Raw genomic sequence first — 18246 nt, 5'->3', positions numbered from 1 at the left:
AAAAAAAAGAGTCCATTATATTGGACTCTAATTTATTAATTAAAATACTCTCTGACAGCATGTGAAGCAGCAATTGCTCCTTCAGCTACTGAAGTAACTACTTGCCTTAATTCTTTTTCTATAACATCTCCTACAGCATATATTCCTTTTACATTTGTTTGCATGTGTTTATCAACTTTTATATATTTTGATTCATTCAACTCAACAATTCCATTTAAAAAATCTACAGCTGGTTCTAAACCAATAAAAATAAAAATTCCATCAAATAACTCTTCAGTTAATTCATTTGTCTTCTTATTTTTTAATACAAGACTTCTTACTTTTATATCCCCTTTTATTTCTTCTATAACACTGTCCCATCTAAAACTTATATTAGAAGTATTAAACGCTCTTTCTTGATATATTTTATCTGCTCTTAGTTTATCTCTTCTATGAATAATTACAACTTCTTTTGCTATTTTTGAAAGATACAATGCTTCTTCAACAGCAGTATTACCACCACCAATAACTGCTACTTTTTGATCTTTAAAAAAATGACCATCACACGTTGCACAATATGAAATTCCTTTATTAGTAAATTCCTTTTCTCCCTTTACTCCAGCCGGCCTTGGATTTGCACCAGTTGCAATTATTATAACTTTTGTCTTTATAACATTTCCATCATCAGTATAAACTAATTTTTCATTTCCTTTATCTTCTATTTTTATAACTGTAGAATAATTAAATTCAACACCAAATTCTTTTGCATGTTCACCAAATTTTTCAGCTAACTCACTTCCTTCAATTGATGAAAAACCTGGATAGTTTTCTATTTTTTCAGTTAAATTCATTTGCCCACCATCTAAAGCTTTTTCAATAATTAGAGGTTTTACACCACCTTGAACTGCATATATTGCAGCAGCAACACCACCAGGACCTCCGCCTATTATTATCATATCATAATATTCTTTTAATTCTGATTTTTTCCCAGCACTTCCCATATCAAAAAACATATTATTCCTCCTATAAAAAAAGGTAACCTTCCGGTTACCTTTTTATCTTATTTATTATTCTACTGCTTTTAATATTTCTTCTACAAAGTTAGGTTCCGGATATGCACCAACAAATTCATTTTTTACAACCCATTCACCATTTTCAAATACTTCTATTACTGTATGAGGTACAGAGCTAACTCCGTGTTTCATTGAAAGTGGACCAAATTCATTTGCTTCAACCATTTCTCCTAAAATATTTTCATTTATCATAGCAGTTTGTTGAGCTGCAAGAACTGCTTTAGGACAATATGGACATGTAGGAGTTATAAATGCTCTTATTCTTAATTTTTTATCTATTGAAGATAATTTACTTACTGCATCTTCAGAAAATTCTGTTTTTCCACCTTTTGACATTGCTATTAATTCTTGTAAAAGTGTAGAAAATTCATGTCCAGAAGGAATTCCATAAAACTTAACTCCTAAATCTTCTCCTTTTGAATTTAACATAACCATTGCAGGAGTTAATTCTTTATCAATGTCAAATTCTTCAGCGAGTGGATCATTTATATCATATGATTCAATAACTATTTTATCGTTCACTTCTGAAACTTCTTTTAATAATTGTTCAGTAACTTGTGAATATTCATTATCTCCCTTAAATAATAAACACTTTACTGAACCTTCCATTTCATTTAATACTTCTTTTACTTGCTTTGCTGTATTTTCATCAAGTAATCTTTCCATAATGTAACCTCCTGAATTTATATATTTTCTATTTTTTTAATACCCATCAACGGTATTCTAACACCGATATATTTAATCTACTTTACGTTTTTGTATATTTTTTCCTCATTAAAACTATCTATATAGGAGGCTAAAATTAACAGTAAAAAGATTATTATTAGTTTTATTCCATTTAATTCTTCATATATATTTTTTGATAAAGTTTGAAACAGTATATACATTGCATTTGCATAAAAAAAAGATTCAATTCCACTTTTAATAAGTTTTTTTGAAAGAAATGATTTAAAATATGTTTTTCTTGTATATCCAAAAGACATGACCATTGATCTAAAGTTTTCATGAAATTTTTTTCTAGTTACATTAAACTGTCTTATATAATATACTAATAGTATTAAAAAACTTAAAAAGTGAACTGTATTCATTTTTTTATGTCCATAAATATAAAAAAGAATTAAAAAACTTCCGGCAATTAAATAATTGCCGAAATATTTTAAGAACATTGGTAACTCTTTATTATTTAAAGTATAAATTTTTATTATATAAAATGCTAAAATAATTGCCAATCCATTTATTAATACAGAAATTAACATTTTTTTATTTTTCCTTTTTCTCTTTTTTAAATACATCGGTTTTAGCTGCTTCAATCATTGTTGATATTGATCCAAGAACACCCGATACTTCGTAAGGTAAAAATACTTTTGTTGCCTGTCCATTAGAAATATCTCTTAAAGCATCTAAATATTTTACCGCTATTAAATCTTTTGTTGGATTTCCTTCATGAATAGCATTAAAAACATTTTGTATTGCTTCAGCTTGTCCTTCTGCTTCTGTTTTTAATTTATATTTTTGTCCTTCTGCAACTCTTTTTATTGCTTCAGCTTGTCCTTCTGCTTTCAATATTGCAGATTGTTTATCTCCTTCTGCTTTTAATATTTGAGATTGTCTGTATCCTTCAGATTCTAAAATAACTGCTCTTTTAAGTCTTTCAGCCTTCATTTGTCTACTCATAGCTTCCATTATATCTTTTGGTGGATCAATTTTCTTTATTTCAACTCTAGTTACTTTTATACCCCATTTATCTGTTGCTTCATCCAATATTTCTCTAAGTTTTGTATTTATTCTTTCTCTTGAAGTCAATGTTTGATCTAATTCCAATTCACCTATCAAATTTCTTAAGTTCGTTTGAGCTAATTTTACAGAAGCTATTGTAAATTCACCAACATTATATATTACTTTAAATGCTTCCATTACTTGATAATATATAACTGCATCAACTGTAACTATAACATTATCTTTTGTAATAACTTCTTGTGGTGGAACATCTATTAACATTTCTCTCATATCTACTTTTGTTATTCTTTCAAGAAATGGAACTATTATGTTTAAACCTGGTCCAATTTCTCTATGAAATTTCCCTAATCTTTCAACCAAAGCTTTTTCATAAGGTCTTACAATTTTCAAACTACTTGCAACTATTAATATTAAAAATACTGCAACAATAATCAACAAAAACATTTACATCTCCTCCTTTTTCACCTTTAATATATTACTTTCCCTTTTTATTACTTCAACTTTATCACCAATTTTCATTTTATTTATTTCATCACAATGTGCTTTCCATTCTTCTCCTTCAACTTTTACTAAAATATATTCTTCATCTTTATTTACTAATATTACACTTCCTTTTTTACCATTTAATTCTTCCTGATATAAATTTCTTTTGTCTCCACTTTTATAAAGTTTTTTTACTATCTTTCTCGTGGAAATCCATAGCAAAAATGAGGTAATTAAAAATAGTATTATGTTTATTGTAATAGATTCTACAAAAATAGAAGTTATTGCAGATATACTTGAACCAATAGCAAACCATAAAAAGAAAAACGAAGGAGTTAAAAGTTCAGCTACTGCAAAAATAATAGCAAGTATTATCCACATTCCCCATTGTTCCATTTTTTCACCCCCTTAGAACTCATATGTTTTCTCTGTATTTATTACTTTTACATCTATATCTGGATAGTCTAAAATTAATTGTTTTTCTACTTTTTTTATCATTCTATTATAACGCCCTGAAACATGGTAAACGATTAACTTTTTAGGCTTTGCTTCTTCTATTAATTTTTTTAATTCTGTCAAAGTTGTATGATTTCTAATTTTTCTATCTGCATCTATCATAAATGTACATTCATGCAATAAAATATCTGCATTTTTAGCATATTCTGGAGAAATTGGTTGTGTATCTCCACTTATTGTAAGTATATTTCCATAATACTCCTCAAAAATTTTTTTTTCTTTTTTTATTCTTATAATATCTTCTTGAGAAAAATTTCTATATTCGTTTTTTAATTTTTTTCTCTTTTCAAGTATTCTATATCCATAAGAAATTTCTCCTGGTGAATGTCTTGTTTTAAAAGGTTTCATTATTCTATTTTCAGAAATTTTTACTTCATCAGTTATTTCTAATTCTTGAATATTAAGGGTATATCTTAGTCTTGAATTCATTTTCAATATAAAACTCAAATATTCTTTTATTTGTCTTGATCCTTTTGGATAATAAATATTTAAATCTTTTTCTCTACTTCCCATTGCATTATTTCTTGTATTAACAAATCCCCAAAGTCCTGCTATATGGTCTATATGAGAATGAGTTAAGAATATATTTTCTATTCCATATATTTTATTACCAAGAATGGTACTAATTCCCTCTCCACAATCAAATAAAACTCTATTTGGTTTATAAAAAACCCATGTGGAATATAAGGCTTTTGATTTTATTATAAATTCCAAAGAAAATCCTCCTACTTTTTATCTATCGGAACAATATCAACAACAACAAATCCCCTTACACCTTGAGATAATTTTATTTTAAATTTAAATTTTCCGATTTCTTTTATATTTATTTTTTCATCAAACCATTTTTTATCAAATTTTACTTTTGATATTTCTTCTATTCTTTTAGCTACATCTGCAGCTGTAACTGCACCAAACAATTTTCCATTTTCTCCACTATTTACCTTTATTACATAAGTATTTTTTTCTATTGTTTCTACTAATTTTTCATTTTTTATTTTTATATTTTTTTTCTTTTTTTCTTCATTTTTTTTTAATGTATTAAAATGTTTTAACTCTCCTTCTCCAGCTATAACTGCATATCCTTTTGGTATAAGAAAGTTTCGCCCATATCCATCAGACACATTTATTATTTCGCCTTTTTTACCAATTTTAGCTACATCTTTTTTTAGTAAAACCTTCATTAATTACACCTCCAAGTATATTTATCTTCTTTTTTTGCTTTTTTTATTTTTTCTATTCTTTTTTGGTTTATTTAATTTTTTTTCTAAAATTGGAATAAAGTCTATTTCAGCTTTTAATTTATTAACCTTAACAGCTTTAACCTTAAGTTTGTCTCCAACCTTTAAAATTCTTTTCGTTTTTTCTCCTATAAGCATATTATCTTTTTCACGATAGTTGTAATAATCATCTTTTAATTCAGAAACATGCACCAAACCATTTATCATCTTTTCTGGTATTTCAACAAAGAATCCAAATTTTGTAATACCTGTTATAAAAACTTCAAATTCTTCTGACAAATGTGATTGCATATATTCTGCTTTTTTCATATCATATAAATCCCATTCAGCTTCATTTGCATTTCTCTCATTTTTAGATGATTGCTCTGCAATTTCAGGAAGAATTTTTCTATACTTTTCAATATCTTCTTTTGTAAGTTTATAATTATTTTTAATATATTTTTTTAGCATCCTATGTACTATTAAATCTGGGTATCTTCTTATTGGTGAAGTAAAATGAGTATAAGCAGAAGATCCCAACCCAAAATGCCCTATGTTTTCATCAGAGTAAATTGCTCTTTTCATAGTTCTTACTAACAGTTTTTGTATACTCTTAGATAAAGGATGATTTTTTGTATTATTTAATATTTCTTGAAGTACATTAGAGGTTATTTTATTAGGTAAATCTACTTTTACACCTATTATATCTAAATAATTTTTAAGCTGTATTAATAGTTGAGGATCTGGATTTGCATGAACTCTATATATAAAAGGTAATTCTTTATCAAAAAAATAACTTGCTATTACTTCATTTGCTTTTATCATGAATTCTTCTATTATAACTTCAGATATCCCTCTTTCAACAGGAATTATATCTTTTACAAAACCTTTTTCATCAAATTCAAAATAAATTTCCCCACTTTCAATATCTAAAATAGATCCTCTTTTTTTCCTATTTTCTCTTAATATTTCCATCAATTCTTTCATTAATTCAAATTGAGGTCTTAACCAGCCTATTTCTTTTTCTAATTTTTCATCTGCTTCATTATTTAATATTAAATTAACTTTTTTATATGTCAATCTTTTTTTACTTTTTATTACTCCATTATATATATTTGAACTTACAATATCACCATTTTTATTTATTTCCATTATCAAAGACATTGTTAATCTTTCTTCATTTTCAACTAATGAACAAATCCAATCAGATAATTCATGAGGTAACATTGGAATTACTGTATCTATCAAATAAACGCTTGTTCCTCTTCTATAAGCTTCTAAATCAAGTGGTTTGTTTTCTTTTACATAATTTGAAACATCTGCTATATGTACGCCGAGTTCATAATTTCCATTATCTAATTTCTTAATACCAACAGCATCATCAAAGTCTTTTGCTGTATCTCCATCTATTGTAAATATAAGATCATTTCTAAAGTCTTTTCTTCCTTTTAAATCTTTTTTAATTATTTTATTTGGTATTGAACGTGCTTCATTCATTACGTTTTCTTTAAATTTTTTTGGTTCTGGTAAATCATGTTTTGCCAATACTATAGGTAAATCTATTTTAGGTTCATTTTCATTCCCCAATATTTCTATAACTTTAGCTTCTGGATTTTTAACCTTAGTTTTATATTTTATAACTTCAATTTTTACTATTTGTCCATTCTTTACATTTTTTTCGTATTTTTTTGGAATATAAAAGTCTGAATTTATTTTACTTTCAATAGGTATTACAAAACATGTTGATTTTTTCTTTTGAACTTGTCCAACTAATGTTTTTGTTCCCCTTTTTAAAATCTTTACTACCTTTCCTGAATCTAAATCTCTCCATTTACCTATTTTTTCAATTAATACTCTATCACCATGCATTGCATTCCCTGCATTCTCAATTGTAATTGCTACTTCTTCACCACTTTTTCCAGTTACAAAAGCCATTGTTCCTCTTCTTGTAAATTCAATTGTTCCAACTACTTTATGTTCTGTTTTTATATGATATCTGTTTTTTTGGTCCTTATAAACTACATCTTTTTTATAAAGGTCTTTTAAAGTTTTTCTAACTTCTTTTTTTTCTTCATTTGTTATTTTTCCAAATCTTTTAATAATTTCTTTTTGAATTAATTCTTCTTCTTTTATAATTTCTAATAATTTTTTTTCTATATTCACTTTATCACTCCTCATGCTTCCAATCAATATCCATGAAAGTAGCAATAACTGGATTAAACTTCAAAATAACTGTTCCAATAGGACCATTCCTTTGTTTTCCTATTATTAACTCTGAATCATGTATTTGATTTAATATTAGTTTTCCTTGATCTCCTTCTTTTTTTCTTTTATAGTATGCTTCTCTATATAAGAACATTACAATATCAGCATCTTGTTCAATTGCTCCAGATTCTCTTAAATCTGATAATCTAGGTCTCTTATCTTCTCTTTGTTCAACAGCTCTTGAGAGTTGAGATAACGCTATTACTGTAATATTCAATTCTCTAGCAATTAATTTTAAAGATCTTGAAATTTCAGAAATTTCTTGTTGCCTACTTTCTGAGCTTCTCTTTCCTCCACTCATCAATTGTAAATAATCTATTATTAAAACATCTATTCCATATTCTCTTTTCATTCTTCTTGCTTTTGCTCTTAATGTACGGGAATCCAAACCAGGTTCATCATCAAATATTAATTTTGATTTCATTAATTTACCAGCTGAATGAGTTATCTTTTTCCATTCTTCGTCAGAAATTTGACCAGTTCTAACCTTTTGTAAATCTACTCCTGCATCTGAACAAAGTATTCTATTTGTTAATTGTTCTTTAGACATTTCAAGACTAAATATAGCTACAGCTTTATCGCTTTTTAAAGCCACATTAGTTGCTAAATTCATAGCAAAAGAAGATTTACCCATTGATGGTCTTGCTGCTATTATTATTAAATCAGAAGGATGTAATCCAGATGTTAATCTATCTAAAGTATTGAATCCCGTTGAAATTCCTGTTACTAATCCTATACCACCTTTTTCTGCTTTTTCTTTAGTTTCTACTATTTGATCTATAACTCCATGAATTATATTAGGTATTGAATCATATGTTCTAGTTGCTCTTGCTTCTGCTATTGAAAAAATTCTTTTTTCTGCATATTCGAGTATTTCTTGAGCATCACCAATTGTTCTAACAGCTTCAACTATTTCAGATGATGCTTTTACTAAATTTCTTAAAAGTGCTTTTTCTTTTACAATTCTAGAATAATAAATAACATTTGCTGTTGTTGGAACAGCTTGTGCTAACCTTATTATACCTTCTTCTCCACCAACTTTTTCTAATAAATTTAAAACTCTCAATTTTTCTATTACAGTTACAACATCAACTGGATCACCTTTTTCAAAAAGAGTTTCAAATATTTTAAATATCATTTTATTTGGTTCATAATAAAAATCTTCCCACCTTATTTCTTCTAATATATCATTTAAAACTTCACTATCTAAAAAAACACTACCTATTACTGATTCTTCTGCTTCAAGACTATTTGGTGGAATAAGATCCAATGTTTTCATAAAGTCACTCCTTGTGGTATAATATACAAGAATATTTATAATTGAGGTGAAACAATGTTATTTTTAAACATTTTATTTTTTTTCTTTGTATTATTTTTTTTAATTAGCATATCCTATTTTCATAAAAGTACAAAAGAAGCCAGAAAGTTTGATTCAAAAAATAAAACTTTAATACGCGAAAATGATAAAAAAGGAATATTATTTCTCGGTATTAGTTTAATAATATTATTATTGGAATTTATAATAGACAAGTTTATTTAATTACAATTTTTTCAACATATTGGCTTGTTGATGCTTTTAACATGCATCCATAGCTCATTTTAAACTTAATAGTATCACCAATTTTATAATTATTTTTTGAATTTGTTAAATCTACTATTGTGTGATCACTACTAGAATGCAATACTTCAATATCTTCATCTAAAGGATATAATCCACTTGGAGAAATATCTTGTTCTCCAATTGCAAGTATTGCTTTTGTTCTTATACCCTTATCTTCAAAATGAGGAACTCTACCAAAAGCATCAAAACCTATCTTACCAACAGGTATAGAAGGTTTTTCTTTTAATTCAATTATTTCAGCTTCTAAAATAACTGTATCTTGCCTTGCACCTAAAACTTTTTTATTATTAGTAACATCTGTTCCACAAATTATTGATTCCCCCAATCTAAAATTATTAATTTCATTAGGTAATTCATTATTTTCAATTAAAGGAAGTGCCGCTGTATTACCTCCGCTTATAAGCTCAAACTTTATATTGTTTTTTTCTTCTATTTTATTTTTAATAGAAACTAATAAATTCATATTTTCTTTTGTAGGAATAACTCCGCCAAAACAACCAAGATTAGTTCCTATTCCTATTACTTTAATATTTTTTATAGTTAAAGCTTCTTCAATTTCATTAATAGCACTTTCATACCAAACACCTTCTCTTAAATCCCCAACATCTACCATATAAATAACTTTTTGGATTTTATTATATTTAATTGATTGTTCTGATATTTTTTTTAATGTTTCTAATTCACTAATTAAGGTAATATCTACATATTTTATTAATTCTTCAATTTCACTAATCATAGGTATTCTCAAAAGCATAAATTCTGTATTAATACCAAAATTCTTCATTTTTTTTATATTACTTATTCTTGAATCGCCTATAAAATCTATACCAGCCTCTTTCAAAGCTTCAGCCACTTCTGGATTTCCACATAAAACTTTTGTTACTCCAGATATTTTTATATTTTTTTTACTACATATATTCTTAAGAGCAATTGCATTTTCTTTTATTCTATTTTTATATATATACATTTTAGGATACATATAATCACTCCTTAGTAATTGTTTTCTAATTCATTAACTATATCTTCTACATTATCTGTTATAATGGCATCATAATATCCTTTTAACTTTTTTACATCAGAAATCTCATCAAAATTCCATAAAATTGTTTTTATATCATATTCTTTTAACTTTGAAACATATAATTTATAATTATCAAGACCAACTAATTTTATTCCTGCAGCCGGTAAATTAACTGAATATAAATTAATTTTAGCATGCAAATCAAAAACTTCATCTAATTTTTCTTTTTCTTCTATTAAGTAGGATACATAAGCTTTATCATCTAATTCTCTTATCTTTATAATTGCATCTTTTTCAAATGATGAAAAAAGTGTTCTTTCAATTGCATTAAAACTCTTAACAATTTGATATGCAGTATAAGAAGCTTCTACTTCTTTTATTTCAACATTTATTAATGTATCTTCTGGTAATTTAGAATAAACCATCTCTAATGTTGGAATATGTTGATTCATAGGAAGCTTTATTTTCCTTATTTCTTTATATTCAATATCTTTTAATTTTCCTTCTATACCAGTAATTCGTTCTAAATTATCATCATGCATTATAACACAGCTTCCATCTTTAGAGAGTCTTACATCAAGCTCTACACCATCTGCTCCAAATTCAATAGCTTTTTGATATGCTATTAATGTGTTTTCAGGATAAAGTTTTCTAAATCCCCTGTGCCCTAAAACAATAATTGGATAATTGTCACTCATTCCTACTCCCCCCAAAAATATTTTTTTATGTTATTTGTAATTTCTTCTGTAACTTCCATACCTATTTTTATATCTGGTTTATTTAAGCCATGAAAATCACTACCTGCTGTTGGTATTAATTCATATTTTTTTGCTATTTCATAATAATATTTGTTTTCAGACACCGTATTTTTACTATAATATGTTTCCAATCCCCACAAACCATTTTTTTTCATTTCTTTCAAAAATTGTTCAAATCTATCTTTATTTAAATTTAAATATCTAGGATGAGCAATTACTGGATATCCACCAGCATTTCTAATAAGTTCAATTGCTTCTAATGGTTTTATCTTTTTTTTAGGTACATTACCAGGTTTTCCATCACCAAGATACTTTTCAAAAGCTTCTTCAAATGATTTAACATAATTTTTATTAACCATAACTCTTGCAAAATGAGGTCTTCCAATTATTTTACTACCTGCTACTTGTTTTAGTTCATTCATAGATATTTCAATACCTATTTTTTTTAACTTTTCAATCATATATACATTTCTGTTTTCTCTAAAATCTTGAATCTCATTTAATACTTTATTTAATTTTATATTTTTTATATCTATTCTATAGCCAAGTATATCTAACATAGAACTAAATTCGCAACTGATTTCAACACCAGTTACATAGTTTAATTTTTTTTCTTTTGAAAAATTAATTGCAAATTCTTGTGCTCCAATATTATCATGATCAGTTATTGAATATATTTCTAATTTTTTCTCAACAGCCATTTCTATTAATTGTTGAGGTGTATAAGTACCATCAGAAAATGTACTGTGAGAGTGCATATCTATTAGCATGTGTTTCTCCTTTCAAATTAAGATATCTAATTTATCACCTTTATTTATAAATTTTTTTAAGATTAACTTTGATCCTTTTTGTACATAAACACCAAAATCAAAAGTACTTTTTGTATCTTTAAAAGTACTTTTTTTATATTCAATTTTATTTTTAACTTTATAACTTTTTATTTGAAAAGGTATGTTGGCTATTCCAGTAACTTTACTTATCATAAAATCACCCCTTTTAACTAAAATAATTATACCATAATTGTTTTACTTTTAAATATATTTATTTTTCTATTGTAAAAAAAAAGATTAAATGTTAAAATTAAATTATAAATATTGGAGGTGATTATTATAAAAAAAATTCTAAGACAAAATATTTTATCCATAAGAAAATCTATTAGTAAAACAAAATATGATGAGTTATCAAAAACAATAAATAAAAAATTACTTAATTTATTAAGTAATTTTGACTATAAAACAATAGCTCTATACTACCCAATAAAAAAAGAAGTTAATTCTTTAGATTTAATAAAAAATCAACTATTAAATCAAAAGGAAGTTTATCTTCCAAAAATATTAAACAATCAAATGAATTTTTTTAAATTAAGTTCTATGAAAGAATTAAAAAAAGGAGCTTACAATATTCCAGAACCTATATCTTTAGAAACTAAAAATGAAATAGATATTTATATAATACCTGGTATTGCTTTTTCAAAAACAATGTATCGATTAGGATATGGTGGAGGATTTTATGATAGATATTTTTCAATAAATAAAAAAACAAAACTAATTGCTCCTTGTTTTGAACTTCAATTATTAGAAGAATTGCCTTATGAAGAACACGATATAACTATAGATTATATAGTAACAGAAAAAAATATATTAAAAGGAAGTCTTAATTTATGATTAATATTTCAATAGTTCAATTCAAACCAAAACTTTTTAAAATAAAAGAAAATGTTGATACCGCTATAAATTTAATTAAAAATGAAAAAACAGATCTTTTCTTATTTCCTGAATTAGCCTTCAGCGGATATTCATTTTCAAAAAATGAAGAAGTAAAAGAAGTTTCTGAAAACCCTAAAATTAACAAAGGATATGCTTTTAACAAATTTAAAGATTTTTGTATAAAAAATAATGTAAATATTGTTTATGGATTTGTTGAAGAAGACAGAAATAAGTTTTACAACTCTTCAATTTTAATAAAAAAAGATGGGAGTTTTAAAATCTATAGAAAAACTCATCTTTTTTACAATGAAAAAAAATTTTTTTCAAATGGAAATACTGGTTTTTTTATAGAAAATATTAAAGGAGTAAATATTGGACTTGCAATATGTTTTGACTGGTTTTTCCCAGAATCATTTAGAACATTATCATTAATGGGAGCTGATATAATATTACATTCTGCAAATTTAGTAATGCCTTACTGTCAAAACGCAAACATTACTCGATCACTTGAAAATAGAGTATACATTGCAACAGCAAACACATGGGGAGAAGAAATAAATAATAAAATTAAAAATACATTTACTGGTATGAGTCAATTAACAGATCCATTTGGAAACATAATAAAAAGATTTCCACCACAAAAAAATATTGTAGAAACATTTTTTATCGATGAAAAACTTTCAAGAAACAAAAATATAAATGAAAAAAATAATATATTTGAAGACAGAAAAATTCAATTTTATAAATAAAAAACAGCCTAAGCTGTTTTTTATTTATGCATTCTCTATTTGAAGTCTTTTTTCAACTGCTTTTGTTATACTATATGCTATAAAAAGCTTTATAATATCCCACAAAATAAAAGGTGGAACCAAAAGTTTAAAAGCTATAAAAAAACTCATATCTTTATATAATTTGAACCACACTATACCCATAAAATAAATTATTATTATTTCTAGAAAACCAAGAAGAATATCATTTATTTTAGGTATAAAAACCAATAAAGAAGCTAATAAAAACCCAAATAAAAATCCACCTGTTGGACCTATTAACTTAGCAATACCTCCAGAAAATCCTGCAAAAACAGGTAATCCAAGAGTACCAAGTAATAAGTAAGTTAAAATTGATTTCCATGCATTTTTTTTGAGCATATAAACAATTATAAAAACAGCTAAAGGTTGTAAACTAAAAGGCACTCCAAAAGGTAAAGGTATAACTAACCACGATGCAACAACCAATAGTGCTGTAAAAACACCTACTTTTGAAATATTTTTATAATCCACATTAACACCTCCAAAATCATTATAATACAAAAATATTTAGTGTAAGTTACAAAAACATTTAGTGAAATTCAACTTTTTATAAACTATAAACAAGGAGGAAAAAAATGCCTACTTTTTCAGAAAGATATAAATATATAAAAGAAAACCAAATTCCATATGATAAAATAAGTAAAAAACTAAGAAATAGGCTATGGAACAAAATTTATCCTTTATTAGAAAATGAAAAACTAACAAAAAAAATATTGGATGATTTTTTCAAAATTAATTTATATGAATTTAAAGAAAATTCTATTGAATTTATAAATAATGAATTTAAAAAACTTGAATTTCATGAAGTTTATTCATTAATAGAATTTATATTAAAAAACCATAATTATGATTTAATCAAATTCAAAGATAGCATAAACAAAATTTTTATAGAAGAAAAAGCACAATACAGAATAACTGGAAAACAAATTGTAAAGTTAATAAGTTCACATGAAATGAAAGAAATCGACAAAGTATTTGAAACAGAAGATTTATTTTTGCCTGTTAGAAAAAATATTTTCAAAGGATTAGATTCTTATTTAAATCATTCATACGAAAATTCAATTGACTGTTCTTTAAAAGCTATTGAAGAAGTTTGTAAAATAGTTTTTCATAAAGAAGGTACCTTAAATACCTTAATAGATGAAATCCCAATAAATACTAATTATAAGCTTTTCTTTAAAAATCTTTCCATAAACCTTTCTTATGAGGACGCTAGATTGATGTTAGTAACTTGTTCAGCTTTTGTCAATTATATTATTTCAAAGTTTTGGATAAATTAAAAAGCAATGTATACTAATATACATTGCTTTATAAAAAGTTAAAAAGAATAATTCCAACAAATCCAGATAATAAAATCGTATAAGCGGGATTTATTTTTGTTTTATTGAATAAAAAATATGAAGTTAACGCAATTAAAACTACTCTATAATCAAATTCTTTAAATAATGGTTTCAAAAATGAAATTAAGGTCATAGAAATTAAAATAGCAGTTCCCAATTTTAAAGAGTTCATTAATATATTTCTATTCATTTTTAAAATGTTGTTTTGTAAAAGTCTAAAAAAATACAGTATTAAAATTGGAGGAATTAAGAAAAAAATTGTGTTTAACAATGCTCCCCAAAAACCAAAATTAATATATCCAACATATGTTGCTAAATTTATAGCTATTGGTCCAGGCGTCATTTGAGAAATAGAAATTGCATTTGAAAAAATATCCAATGTCATATACCCATTAGAAATTAAATCTTCTCTTATTAAACCTACAGTTGTCCAACCGCCACCAAATGATAAGAAACCTATCTTAAAAAATATAAGTAACATTTTAATCATTTTTAACACGTCCATTTTCATATATATAATTTAACACAACCATTAAAACAAACACAGGCAAAACAAAATTATTATTAAAAAGAATTGATAAAACACCTATTATTAATAATATTATCTTTAAAAAATTCCATTTTTGATTTTTAAATATTTTAATAACTATTCCAAAAATTAATCCCAAAGCTGCTGCATATATTCCTTTTAAATAATATTTAACATAAATATTTTGAGAAAACTTATTAAATAAATAAGATGCAAATATTATAACAAAAAAAGGCGGGATTATAACTGCAACAGAACAAACAATAGCTCCTTTGGTTCCTTTTAATTTTTCGCCAACTAAACGAGATGTGTTAAATGCTATTGGTCCAGGTAATGATTGAGCAATCGTTAATATTTCCATAAATTCTTTTTCACTCATCCATCCTTTTTTTTCCAAAAATTTTATCATAACTGGAACCATAGCATATCCACCACCAAGTGTCATAGCAGATATTTTAAAAAAAGAAAAAAATAATTCAAACATGATTACCTCCTAATTTTTTCAAAGCCTTTACCATAAACTCCCATAACATTTCCTATCGAGATAAAGGCATCTTTGTCTATACTCTTTATTGCATACATTATCATTGGAACTTCCTTTTTTCTTATTACTATCATTAAAACATTCCTTTTATTTTTAGTATACCATCCATATCCTTCTAAAACTGTAACTCCTCGTCTTATTTCTGTTGAAATTTTTTCTGCAATTTCTTTATATTTTTCTGAAAAAATCATTACTTGTGCTGATTGTTTGCTTCCCTCAAGTATCATATCGAGTGAATATGAAGATACAGCCATAACAACTATACCATAAATTATTTTTTCAATTGAATGAAATAAAAAATAAGAGCTAGATATTATTGCTAAGTTCATAAAAAACATAGATCTTCCAGGGCTCACATCTCTATACTTATTTATAATCATAGCTATTATATCTGTTCCACCAGTACTTGCTCCTTGTGTAAAGTAAATTGCAACTCCCGCACCACTTAAAATTCCTCCAATAATAGCAACTAAAAATCTATCATCAACTAATGGCTGCTTAAAAATATTTTCAAAAATAGATATGAAAAATGATGATGTAATTATTCCATATATAGTTTTAATTCCAAATCCACCACCAAGTGTTTTTATTGCAATTAAAATAAGAATTATATTCATTAATAAATAACTTAATCCAACAGGAAAACCTGTGGAAAAATTAATTAAAGAACTGACACCATACAAACCTCCACCTACAATTTTTGCTGGAATTAAAAATGCCGTCCAACCTATAGAGTTTATAAAAACTCCAAGTGTAATAATAAAATAAGATTTAAAAACTTTTAATTTTTCTTTCATTATAAAACCTCCAAAAATTAAGTTACTGAAACTTTTATTTAATAGATAAATTATATAATCAAAAGATGTATATAAACTACAAAAAAGGTGATATAAATGTTAAAAAAAATGTATATTAAGGAAATTTTATTAATTTCATTTCCTTTAATCATACAAAATACTTTTAGAATGTTTTTAGGAACAACAGACAAAATCTTTGTGGGGCAACTTGGTGAGAAATCTTTAGCAGCTGTTGGAGGGGCTAATCAATTATTTTCTTTATTTATAATAGTCTTTTTTTCTTTTTCATCAGGCTTAACTATACTTGCATCTCAGTATAAAGGGTCAAAAAATAATAAAAAATTAGAAGAAATTATATCTACTTCATTTTTTATATCATTAATATTTGGTGTTTTTTTATTAATAACATTGGAAACATATTCAAAAAGTTTTTTATCTTGGATAAAAATAAAAGAGGATACTTTAACATTAGCAAATAATTATTTTAAAATAATTATCCCTTCAGTTTTTGTTTTATTATTTTCTTCAAACTGTGCTTCAATATTCAATGCTTTTAAAAAAAATAAATTTTCTATGATTGCTACAATTGTTTCTATGATAACAAATATATTTTTAGATTATTTATTGATATTCGTATTTAATTTTGGAATAAAAGGTGCTGCTTATGCTACTTTAATTTCAAGAATTTTAGAATTTTTAATTTTATTCATATTCTTAATTTATATAATGAAAGTAGAGAAAATAAAATTAAAAATTTATGTAAATATGAGTTCTTTAAAAAATTTAGTGAATATTAGTCTCCCAATGTCAATAGATGGTGCTGTATGGCAATTTGCAACAACTGTAAATACTGCTATAATATTTAAAATAGGTGTTTCAGAAGCAGCAATATTTGAAGTAATAAAAATATTCCAAACAATAGTCCTAACTCCAATATCAGCAATTGCCGGAGCAAGTATAGGAATAATTGGAAATGAACTTGGTAAAAACAAAAAGGAAAATGCAAAAAGCATTTCAATAAATACAATCTTTATTTCTTTTATTATAGTAACTATTTTAATATCTAATGTAATGATTTTTAAAAATCAAATATTTTCTTTATTCAATTTAAAACAAACAACAATACAAGAAGGAAAAAAAATTTTAAATATAATTATATTTTTAGTTTATGCACAAACTCTAAATATAATTTTCCCTTTTATTCTTAGAAGTGGTGGAGATACTTGGTCAATTTTAGGAATAACTATATTTGGCTTTTGGATAATTCAAATTCCAATTTCATTACTATTTGCTTTTACTCTCCATTTAGGAATAACGGGATTGATGTACGCGATGTTATTAGCAGAAATATTTAAAGGAACTCTATTTTTATTAAGATATCTAAAGTGGAAATGGATGAAAAATATTACTATTGAGGTGAAAAAATGAATGATGCAGTAAATTATTTTAATAATGGATATACTTGTTCTCAAGCTATCGTAAAAACATTTAAAAATGAATTTAATATTGATGAAAAAATACTTGAAGCTATATCATATGGTTTTGGTGGAGGAATGGGAAAAAGTGGAAATATATGTGGTGCAGTAAGTGGTGGTATTATGGTTATTGGAATGAGAAATATGAATGAAAAAAAAGATATAGTTTATAAAAAAGTAAATAAATTTATAAGCGAATTTAAAAAAATTAATGGTGAAACTTCGTGCACTAAACTTTTAGAATTCTCAAACGAATTATCGGAAGAAGAAGAAAAAAATAAATTTAAAAAGAAAATATGTACAAACTGTATTAAAAGTACCGTTGAACTATTAAATTCACAATTAATTTTAACAAAGTAAAAAACATTCTTTCATC

General features: G+C 25.3%; 22 protein-coding genes. 5 read left to right on the top strand and 17 right to left on the bottom strand.

All coding sequences use genetic code 11. From position 1 onward, the window contains the following. Window positions 1-35 precede the first annotated feature (35 nt). The 13 genes from trxB to IGS63_RS07570 form a co-directional block, all read right to left on the bottom strand. Window positions 36-992, bottom strand: a complete 957-nt coding sequence (gene trxB / locus IGS63_RS07630; protein ID WP_190613843.1) for a thioredoxin-disulfide reductase — start codon at window positions 990-992, stop codon at window positions 36-38. Between the two features lie 54 nt (window positions 993-1046). Next, the gene (gene pdo, locus IGS63_RS07625; protein ID WP_190613841.1) at window positions 1047-1718 is read right to left on the bottom strand and encodes a protein disulfide oxidoreductase; all 672 of its coding nucleotides are present in this window, start codon (window positions 1716-1718) and stop codon (window positions 1047-1049) included. 77 nt (window positions 1719-1795) lie between these two features. Further along, window positions 1796-2344 (bottom strand): hypothetical protein, encoded by a 549-nt coding sequence (locus IGS63_RS07620; protein ID WP_190613839.1) that lies wholly within the window; start codon window positions 2342-2344, stop codon window positions 1796-1798. Beyond that, entirely contained in the window at window positions 2313-3233 is a 921-nt protein-coding gene (locus IGS63_RS07615; RefSeq protein WP_190613837.1) for an SPFH domain-containing protein, read from the bottom strand. The genes IGS63_RS07620 and IGS63_RS07615 overlap by 32 nt, the downstream gene beginning before the upstream one ends. After that, the gene (locus IGS63_RS07610; RefSeq protein WP_190613835.1) at window positions 3234-3668 is read right to left on the bottom strand and encodes an NfeD family protein; all 435 of its coding nucleotides are present in this window, start codon (window positions 3666-3668) and stop codon (window positions 3234-3236) included. 12 nt (window positions 3669-3680) lie between these two features. Further along, window positions 3681-4502, bottom strand: a complete 822-nt coding sequence (locus tag IGS63_RS07605) for an MBL fold metallo-hydrolase (RefSeq protein WP_190613833.1) — start codon at window positions 4500-4502, stop codon at window positions 3681-3683. Between the two features lie 11 nt (window positions 4503-4513). Continuing rightward, complete coding sequence (gene rplI, locus IGS63_RS07600; RefSeq protein ID WP_190613831.1) at window positions 4514-4969, bottom strand: 50S ribosomal protein L9; 456 nt, start codon at window positions 4967-4969, stop codon at window positions 4514-4516. A 21-nt stretch (window positions 4970-4990) separates the two neighbouring features. Next, window positions 4991-7183, bottom strand: coding sequence for a ribonuclease R (gene rnr, locus IGS63_RS07595; RefSeq protein ID WP_198423039.1), 2193 nt, complete (start codon window positions 7181-7183; stop codon window positions 4991-4993). Further along, on the bottom strand, window positions 7173-8549 hold the full coding sequence (dnaB, locus tag IGS63_RS07590) for a replicative DNA helicase (protein WP_190613829.1): 1377 nt from the start codon (window positions 8547-8549) through the stop codon (window positions 7173-7175). Before dnaB ends, rnr begins: the two co-directional genes overlap by 11 nt. Before the next feature lie 253 nt (window positions 8550-8802). Next, window positions 8803-9870 carry an alanine/ornithine racemase family PLP-dependent enzyme gene (locus IGS63_RS07585; protein WP_190613828.1) on the bottom strand — a complete coding sequence of 356 codons (1068 nt, stop codon included), beginning with the start codon at window positions 9868-9870 and terminating at the stop codon, window positions 8803-8805. 11 nt (window positions 9871-9881) lie between these two features. Further along, window positions 9882-10610, bottom strand: a complete 729-nt coding sequence (locus IGS63_RS07580) for a glycerophosphodiester phosphodiesterase family protein (RefSeq protein ID WP_190613827.1) — start codon at window positions 10608-10610, stop codon at window positions 9882-9884. Window positions 10611-10612: 2 nt separating this feature from the next. Then, window positions 10613-11440, bottom strand: a complete 828-nt coding sequence (locus tag IGS63_RS07575; RefSeq protein WP_190613825.1) for a PHP domain-containing protein — start codon at window positions 11438-11440, stop codon at window positions 10613-10615. Window positions 11441-11452: 12 nt separating this feature from the next. Further along, on the bottom strand, window positions 11453-11653 hold the full coding sequence (locus IGS63_RS07570; protein WP_190613824.1) for a hypothetical protein: 201 nt from the start codon (window positions 11651-11653) through the stop codon (window positions 11453-11455). Between the two features lie 117 nt (window positions 11654-11770). Between IGS63_RS07570 and IGS63_RS07565 the strand changes: the two genes are divergently transcribed. Both IGS63_RS07565 and IGS63_RS07560 read left to right on the top strand, forming a co-directional pair. After that, on the top strand, window positions 11771-12334 hold the full coding sequence (locus IGS63_RS07565; RefSeq protein WP_190613822.1) for a 5-formyltetrahydrofolate cyclo-ligase: 564 nt from the start codon (window positions 11771-11773) through the stop codon (window positions 12332-12334). After that, a complete protein-coding gene (locus IGS63_RS07560; RefSeq protein ID WP_190613820.1) occupies window positions 12331-13125 on the top strand; it encodes a nitrilase-related carbon-nitrogen hydrolase in 795 nt (264 codons plus the stop codon). Before IGS63_RS07565 ends, IGS63_RS07560 begins: the two co-directional genes overlap by 4 nt. Before the next feature lie 24 nt (window positions 13126-13149). Here IGS63_RS07560 and IGS63_RS07555 read toward each other — a convergent pair whose 3' ends face one another. After that, entirely contained in the window at window positions 13150-13656 is a 507-nt protein-coding gene (locus IGS63_RS07555; protein WP_190613818.1) for a biotin transporter BioY, read from the bottom strand. 104 nt (window positions 13657-13760) lie between these two features. Between IGS63_RS07555 and IGS63_RS07550 the strand changes: the two genes are divergently transcribed. Next, on the top strand, window positions 13761-14465 hold the full coding sequence (locus tag IGS63_RS07550; protein WP_190613817.1) for an AbiJ-NTD4 domain-containing protein: 705 nt from the start codon (window positions 13761-13763) through the stop codon (window positions 14463-14465). 28 nt (window positions 14466-14493) lie between these two features. Here IGS63_RS07550 and IGS63_RS07545 read toward each other — a convergent pair whose 3' ends face one another. The 3 genes from IGS63_RS07545 to IGS63_RS07535 are packed head-to-tail and all read right to left on the bottom strand — an operon-like array spanning window position 14494 to window position 16395. Continuing rightward, window positions 14494-15015: a chromate transporter gene (locus tag IGS63_RS07545; protein WP_190613815.1), complete on the bottom strand. Its 522-nt coding sequence runs from the start codon at window positions 15013-15015 to the stop codon at window positions 14494-14496. Continuing rightward, window positions 15008-15538: a chromate transporter gene (locus tag IGS63_RS07540; protein WP_190613813.1), complete on the bottom strand. Its 531-nt coding sequence runs from the start codon at window positions 15536-15538 to the stop codon at window positions 15008-15010. Before IGS63_RS07540 ends, IGS63_RS07545 begins: the two co-directional genes overlap by 8 nt. A gap of 2 nt (window positions 15539-15540) precedes the next feature. Next, entirely contained in the window at window positions 15541-16395 is an 855-nt protein-coding gene (locus IGS63_RS07535; protein WP_190613811.1) for a YitT family protein, read from the bottom strand. Between the two features lie 96 nt (window positions 16396-16491). Here IGS63_RS07535 and IGS63_RS07530 point away from each other — a divergent pair, with 96 nt between their 5' ends. Both IGS63_RS07530 and IGS63_RS07525 read left to right on the top strand, forming a co-directional pair. Next, complete coding sequence (locus IGS63_RS07530) at window positions 16492-17823, top strand: MATE family efflux transporter (protein WP_190613809.1); 1332 nt, start codon at window positions 16492-16494, stop codon at window positions 17821-17823. Beyond that, window positions 17820-18230: a C-GCAxxG-C-C family protein gene (locus tag IGS63_RS07525; protein ID WP_190613808.1), complete on the top strand. Its 411-nt coding sequence runs from the start codon at window positions 17820-17822 to the stop codon at window positions 18228-18230. Before IGS63_RS07530 ends, IGS63_RS07525 begins: the two co-directional genes overlap by 4 nt. The last annotated feature ends 16 nt before the right edge of the window (window positions 18231-18246 follow it).

This window comes from Tepiditoga spiralis (genome assembly GCF_014701195.1).
GTDB lineage: Bacteria > Thermotogota > Thermotogae > Petrotogales > Petrotogaceae > Tepiditoga > Tepiditoga spiralis.
The sequence above is the reverse complement of the archived record's forward strand: the minus strand, read 5'-3'. Positions and strand labels throughout refer to the sequence as shown.

Coding starts and splice junctions, on each gene's coding strand:
- rnr (WP_198423039.1), bottom strand. CDS start 7,183: ATGAGGAGTGATAAAGTGAATATAGAAAAAAAATTATTAGAAATTATA.
- IGS63_RS07525 (WP_190613808.1), top strand. CDS start 17,820: ATGAATGATGCAGTAAATTATTTTAATAATGGATATACTTGTTCTCAA.
- IGS63_RS07560 (WP_190613820.1), top strand. CDS start 12,331: ATGATTAATATTTCAATAGTTCAATTCAAACCAAAACTTTTTAAAATA.
- IGS63_RS07535 (WP_190613811.1), bottom strand. CDS start 16,395: ATGAAAGAAAAATTAAAAGTTTTTAAATCTTATTTTATTATTACACTT.
- IGS63_RS07580 (WP_190613827.1), bottom strand. CDS start 10,610: ATGAGTGACAATTATCCAATTATTGTTTTAGGGCACAGGGGATTTAGA.
- IGS63_RS07545 (WP_190613815.1), bottom strand. CDS start 15,015: ATGATTAAAATGTTACTTATATTTTTTAAGATAGGTTTCTTATCATTT.
- trxB (WP_190613843.1), bottom strand. CDS start 992: ATGTTTTTTGATATGGGAAGTGCTGGGAAAAAATCAGAATTAAAAGAA.
- IGS63_RS07615 (WP_190613837.1), bottom strand. CDS start 3,233: ATGTTTTTGTTGATTATTGTTGCAGTATTTTTAATATTAATAGTTGCA.
- rplI (WP_190613831.1), bottom strand. CDS start 4,969: ATGAAGGTTTTACTAAAAAAAGATGTAGCTAAAATTGGTAAAAAAGGC.
- IGS63_RS07540 (WP_190613813.1), bottom strand. CDS start 15,538: ATGTTTGAATTATTTTTTTCTTTTTTTAAAATATCTGCTATGACACTT.
- pdo (WP_190613841.1), bottom strand. CDS start 1,718: ATGGAAAGATTACTTGATGAAAATACAGCAAAGCAAGTAAAAGAAGTA.
- IGS63_RS07570 (WP_190613824.1), bottom strand. CDS start 11,653: ATGATAAGTAAAGTTACTGGAATAGCCAACATACCTTTTCAAATAAAA.
- IGS63_RS07620 (WP_190613839.1), bottom strand. CDS start 2,344: ATGTATTTAAAAAAGAGAAAAAGGAAAAATAAAAAAATGTTAATTTCT.
- IGS63_RS07585 (WP_190613828.1), bottom strand. CDS start 9,870: ATGTATCCTAAAATGTATATATATAAAAATAGAATAAAAGAAAATGCA.
- IGS63_RS07575 (WP_190613825.1), bottom strand. CDS start 11,440: ATGCTAATAGATATGCACTCTCACAGTACATTTTCTGATGGTACTTAT.
- IGS63_RS07530 (WP_190613809.1), top strand. CDS start 16,492: ATGTTAAAAAAAATGTATATTAAGGAAATTTTATTAATTTCATTTCCT.
- IGS63_RS07610 (WP_190613835.1), bottom strand. CDS start 3,668: ATGGAACAATGGGGAATGTGGATAATACTTGCTATTATTTTTGCAGTA.
- dnaB (WP_190613829.1), bottom strand. CDS start 8,549: ATGAAAACATTGGATCTTATTCCACCAAATAGTCTTGAAGCAGAAGAA.
- IGS63_RS07550 (WP_190613817.1), top strand. CDS start 13,761: ATGCCTACTTTTTCAGAAAGATATAAATATATAAAAGAAAACCAAATT.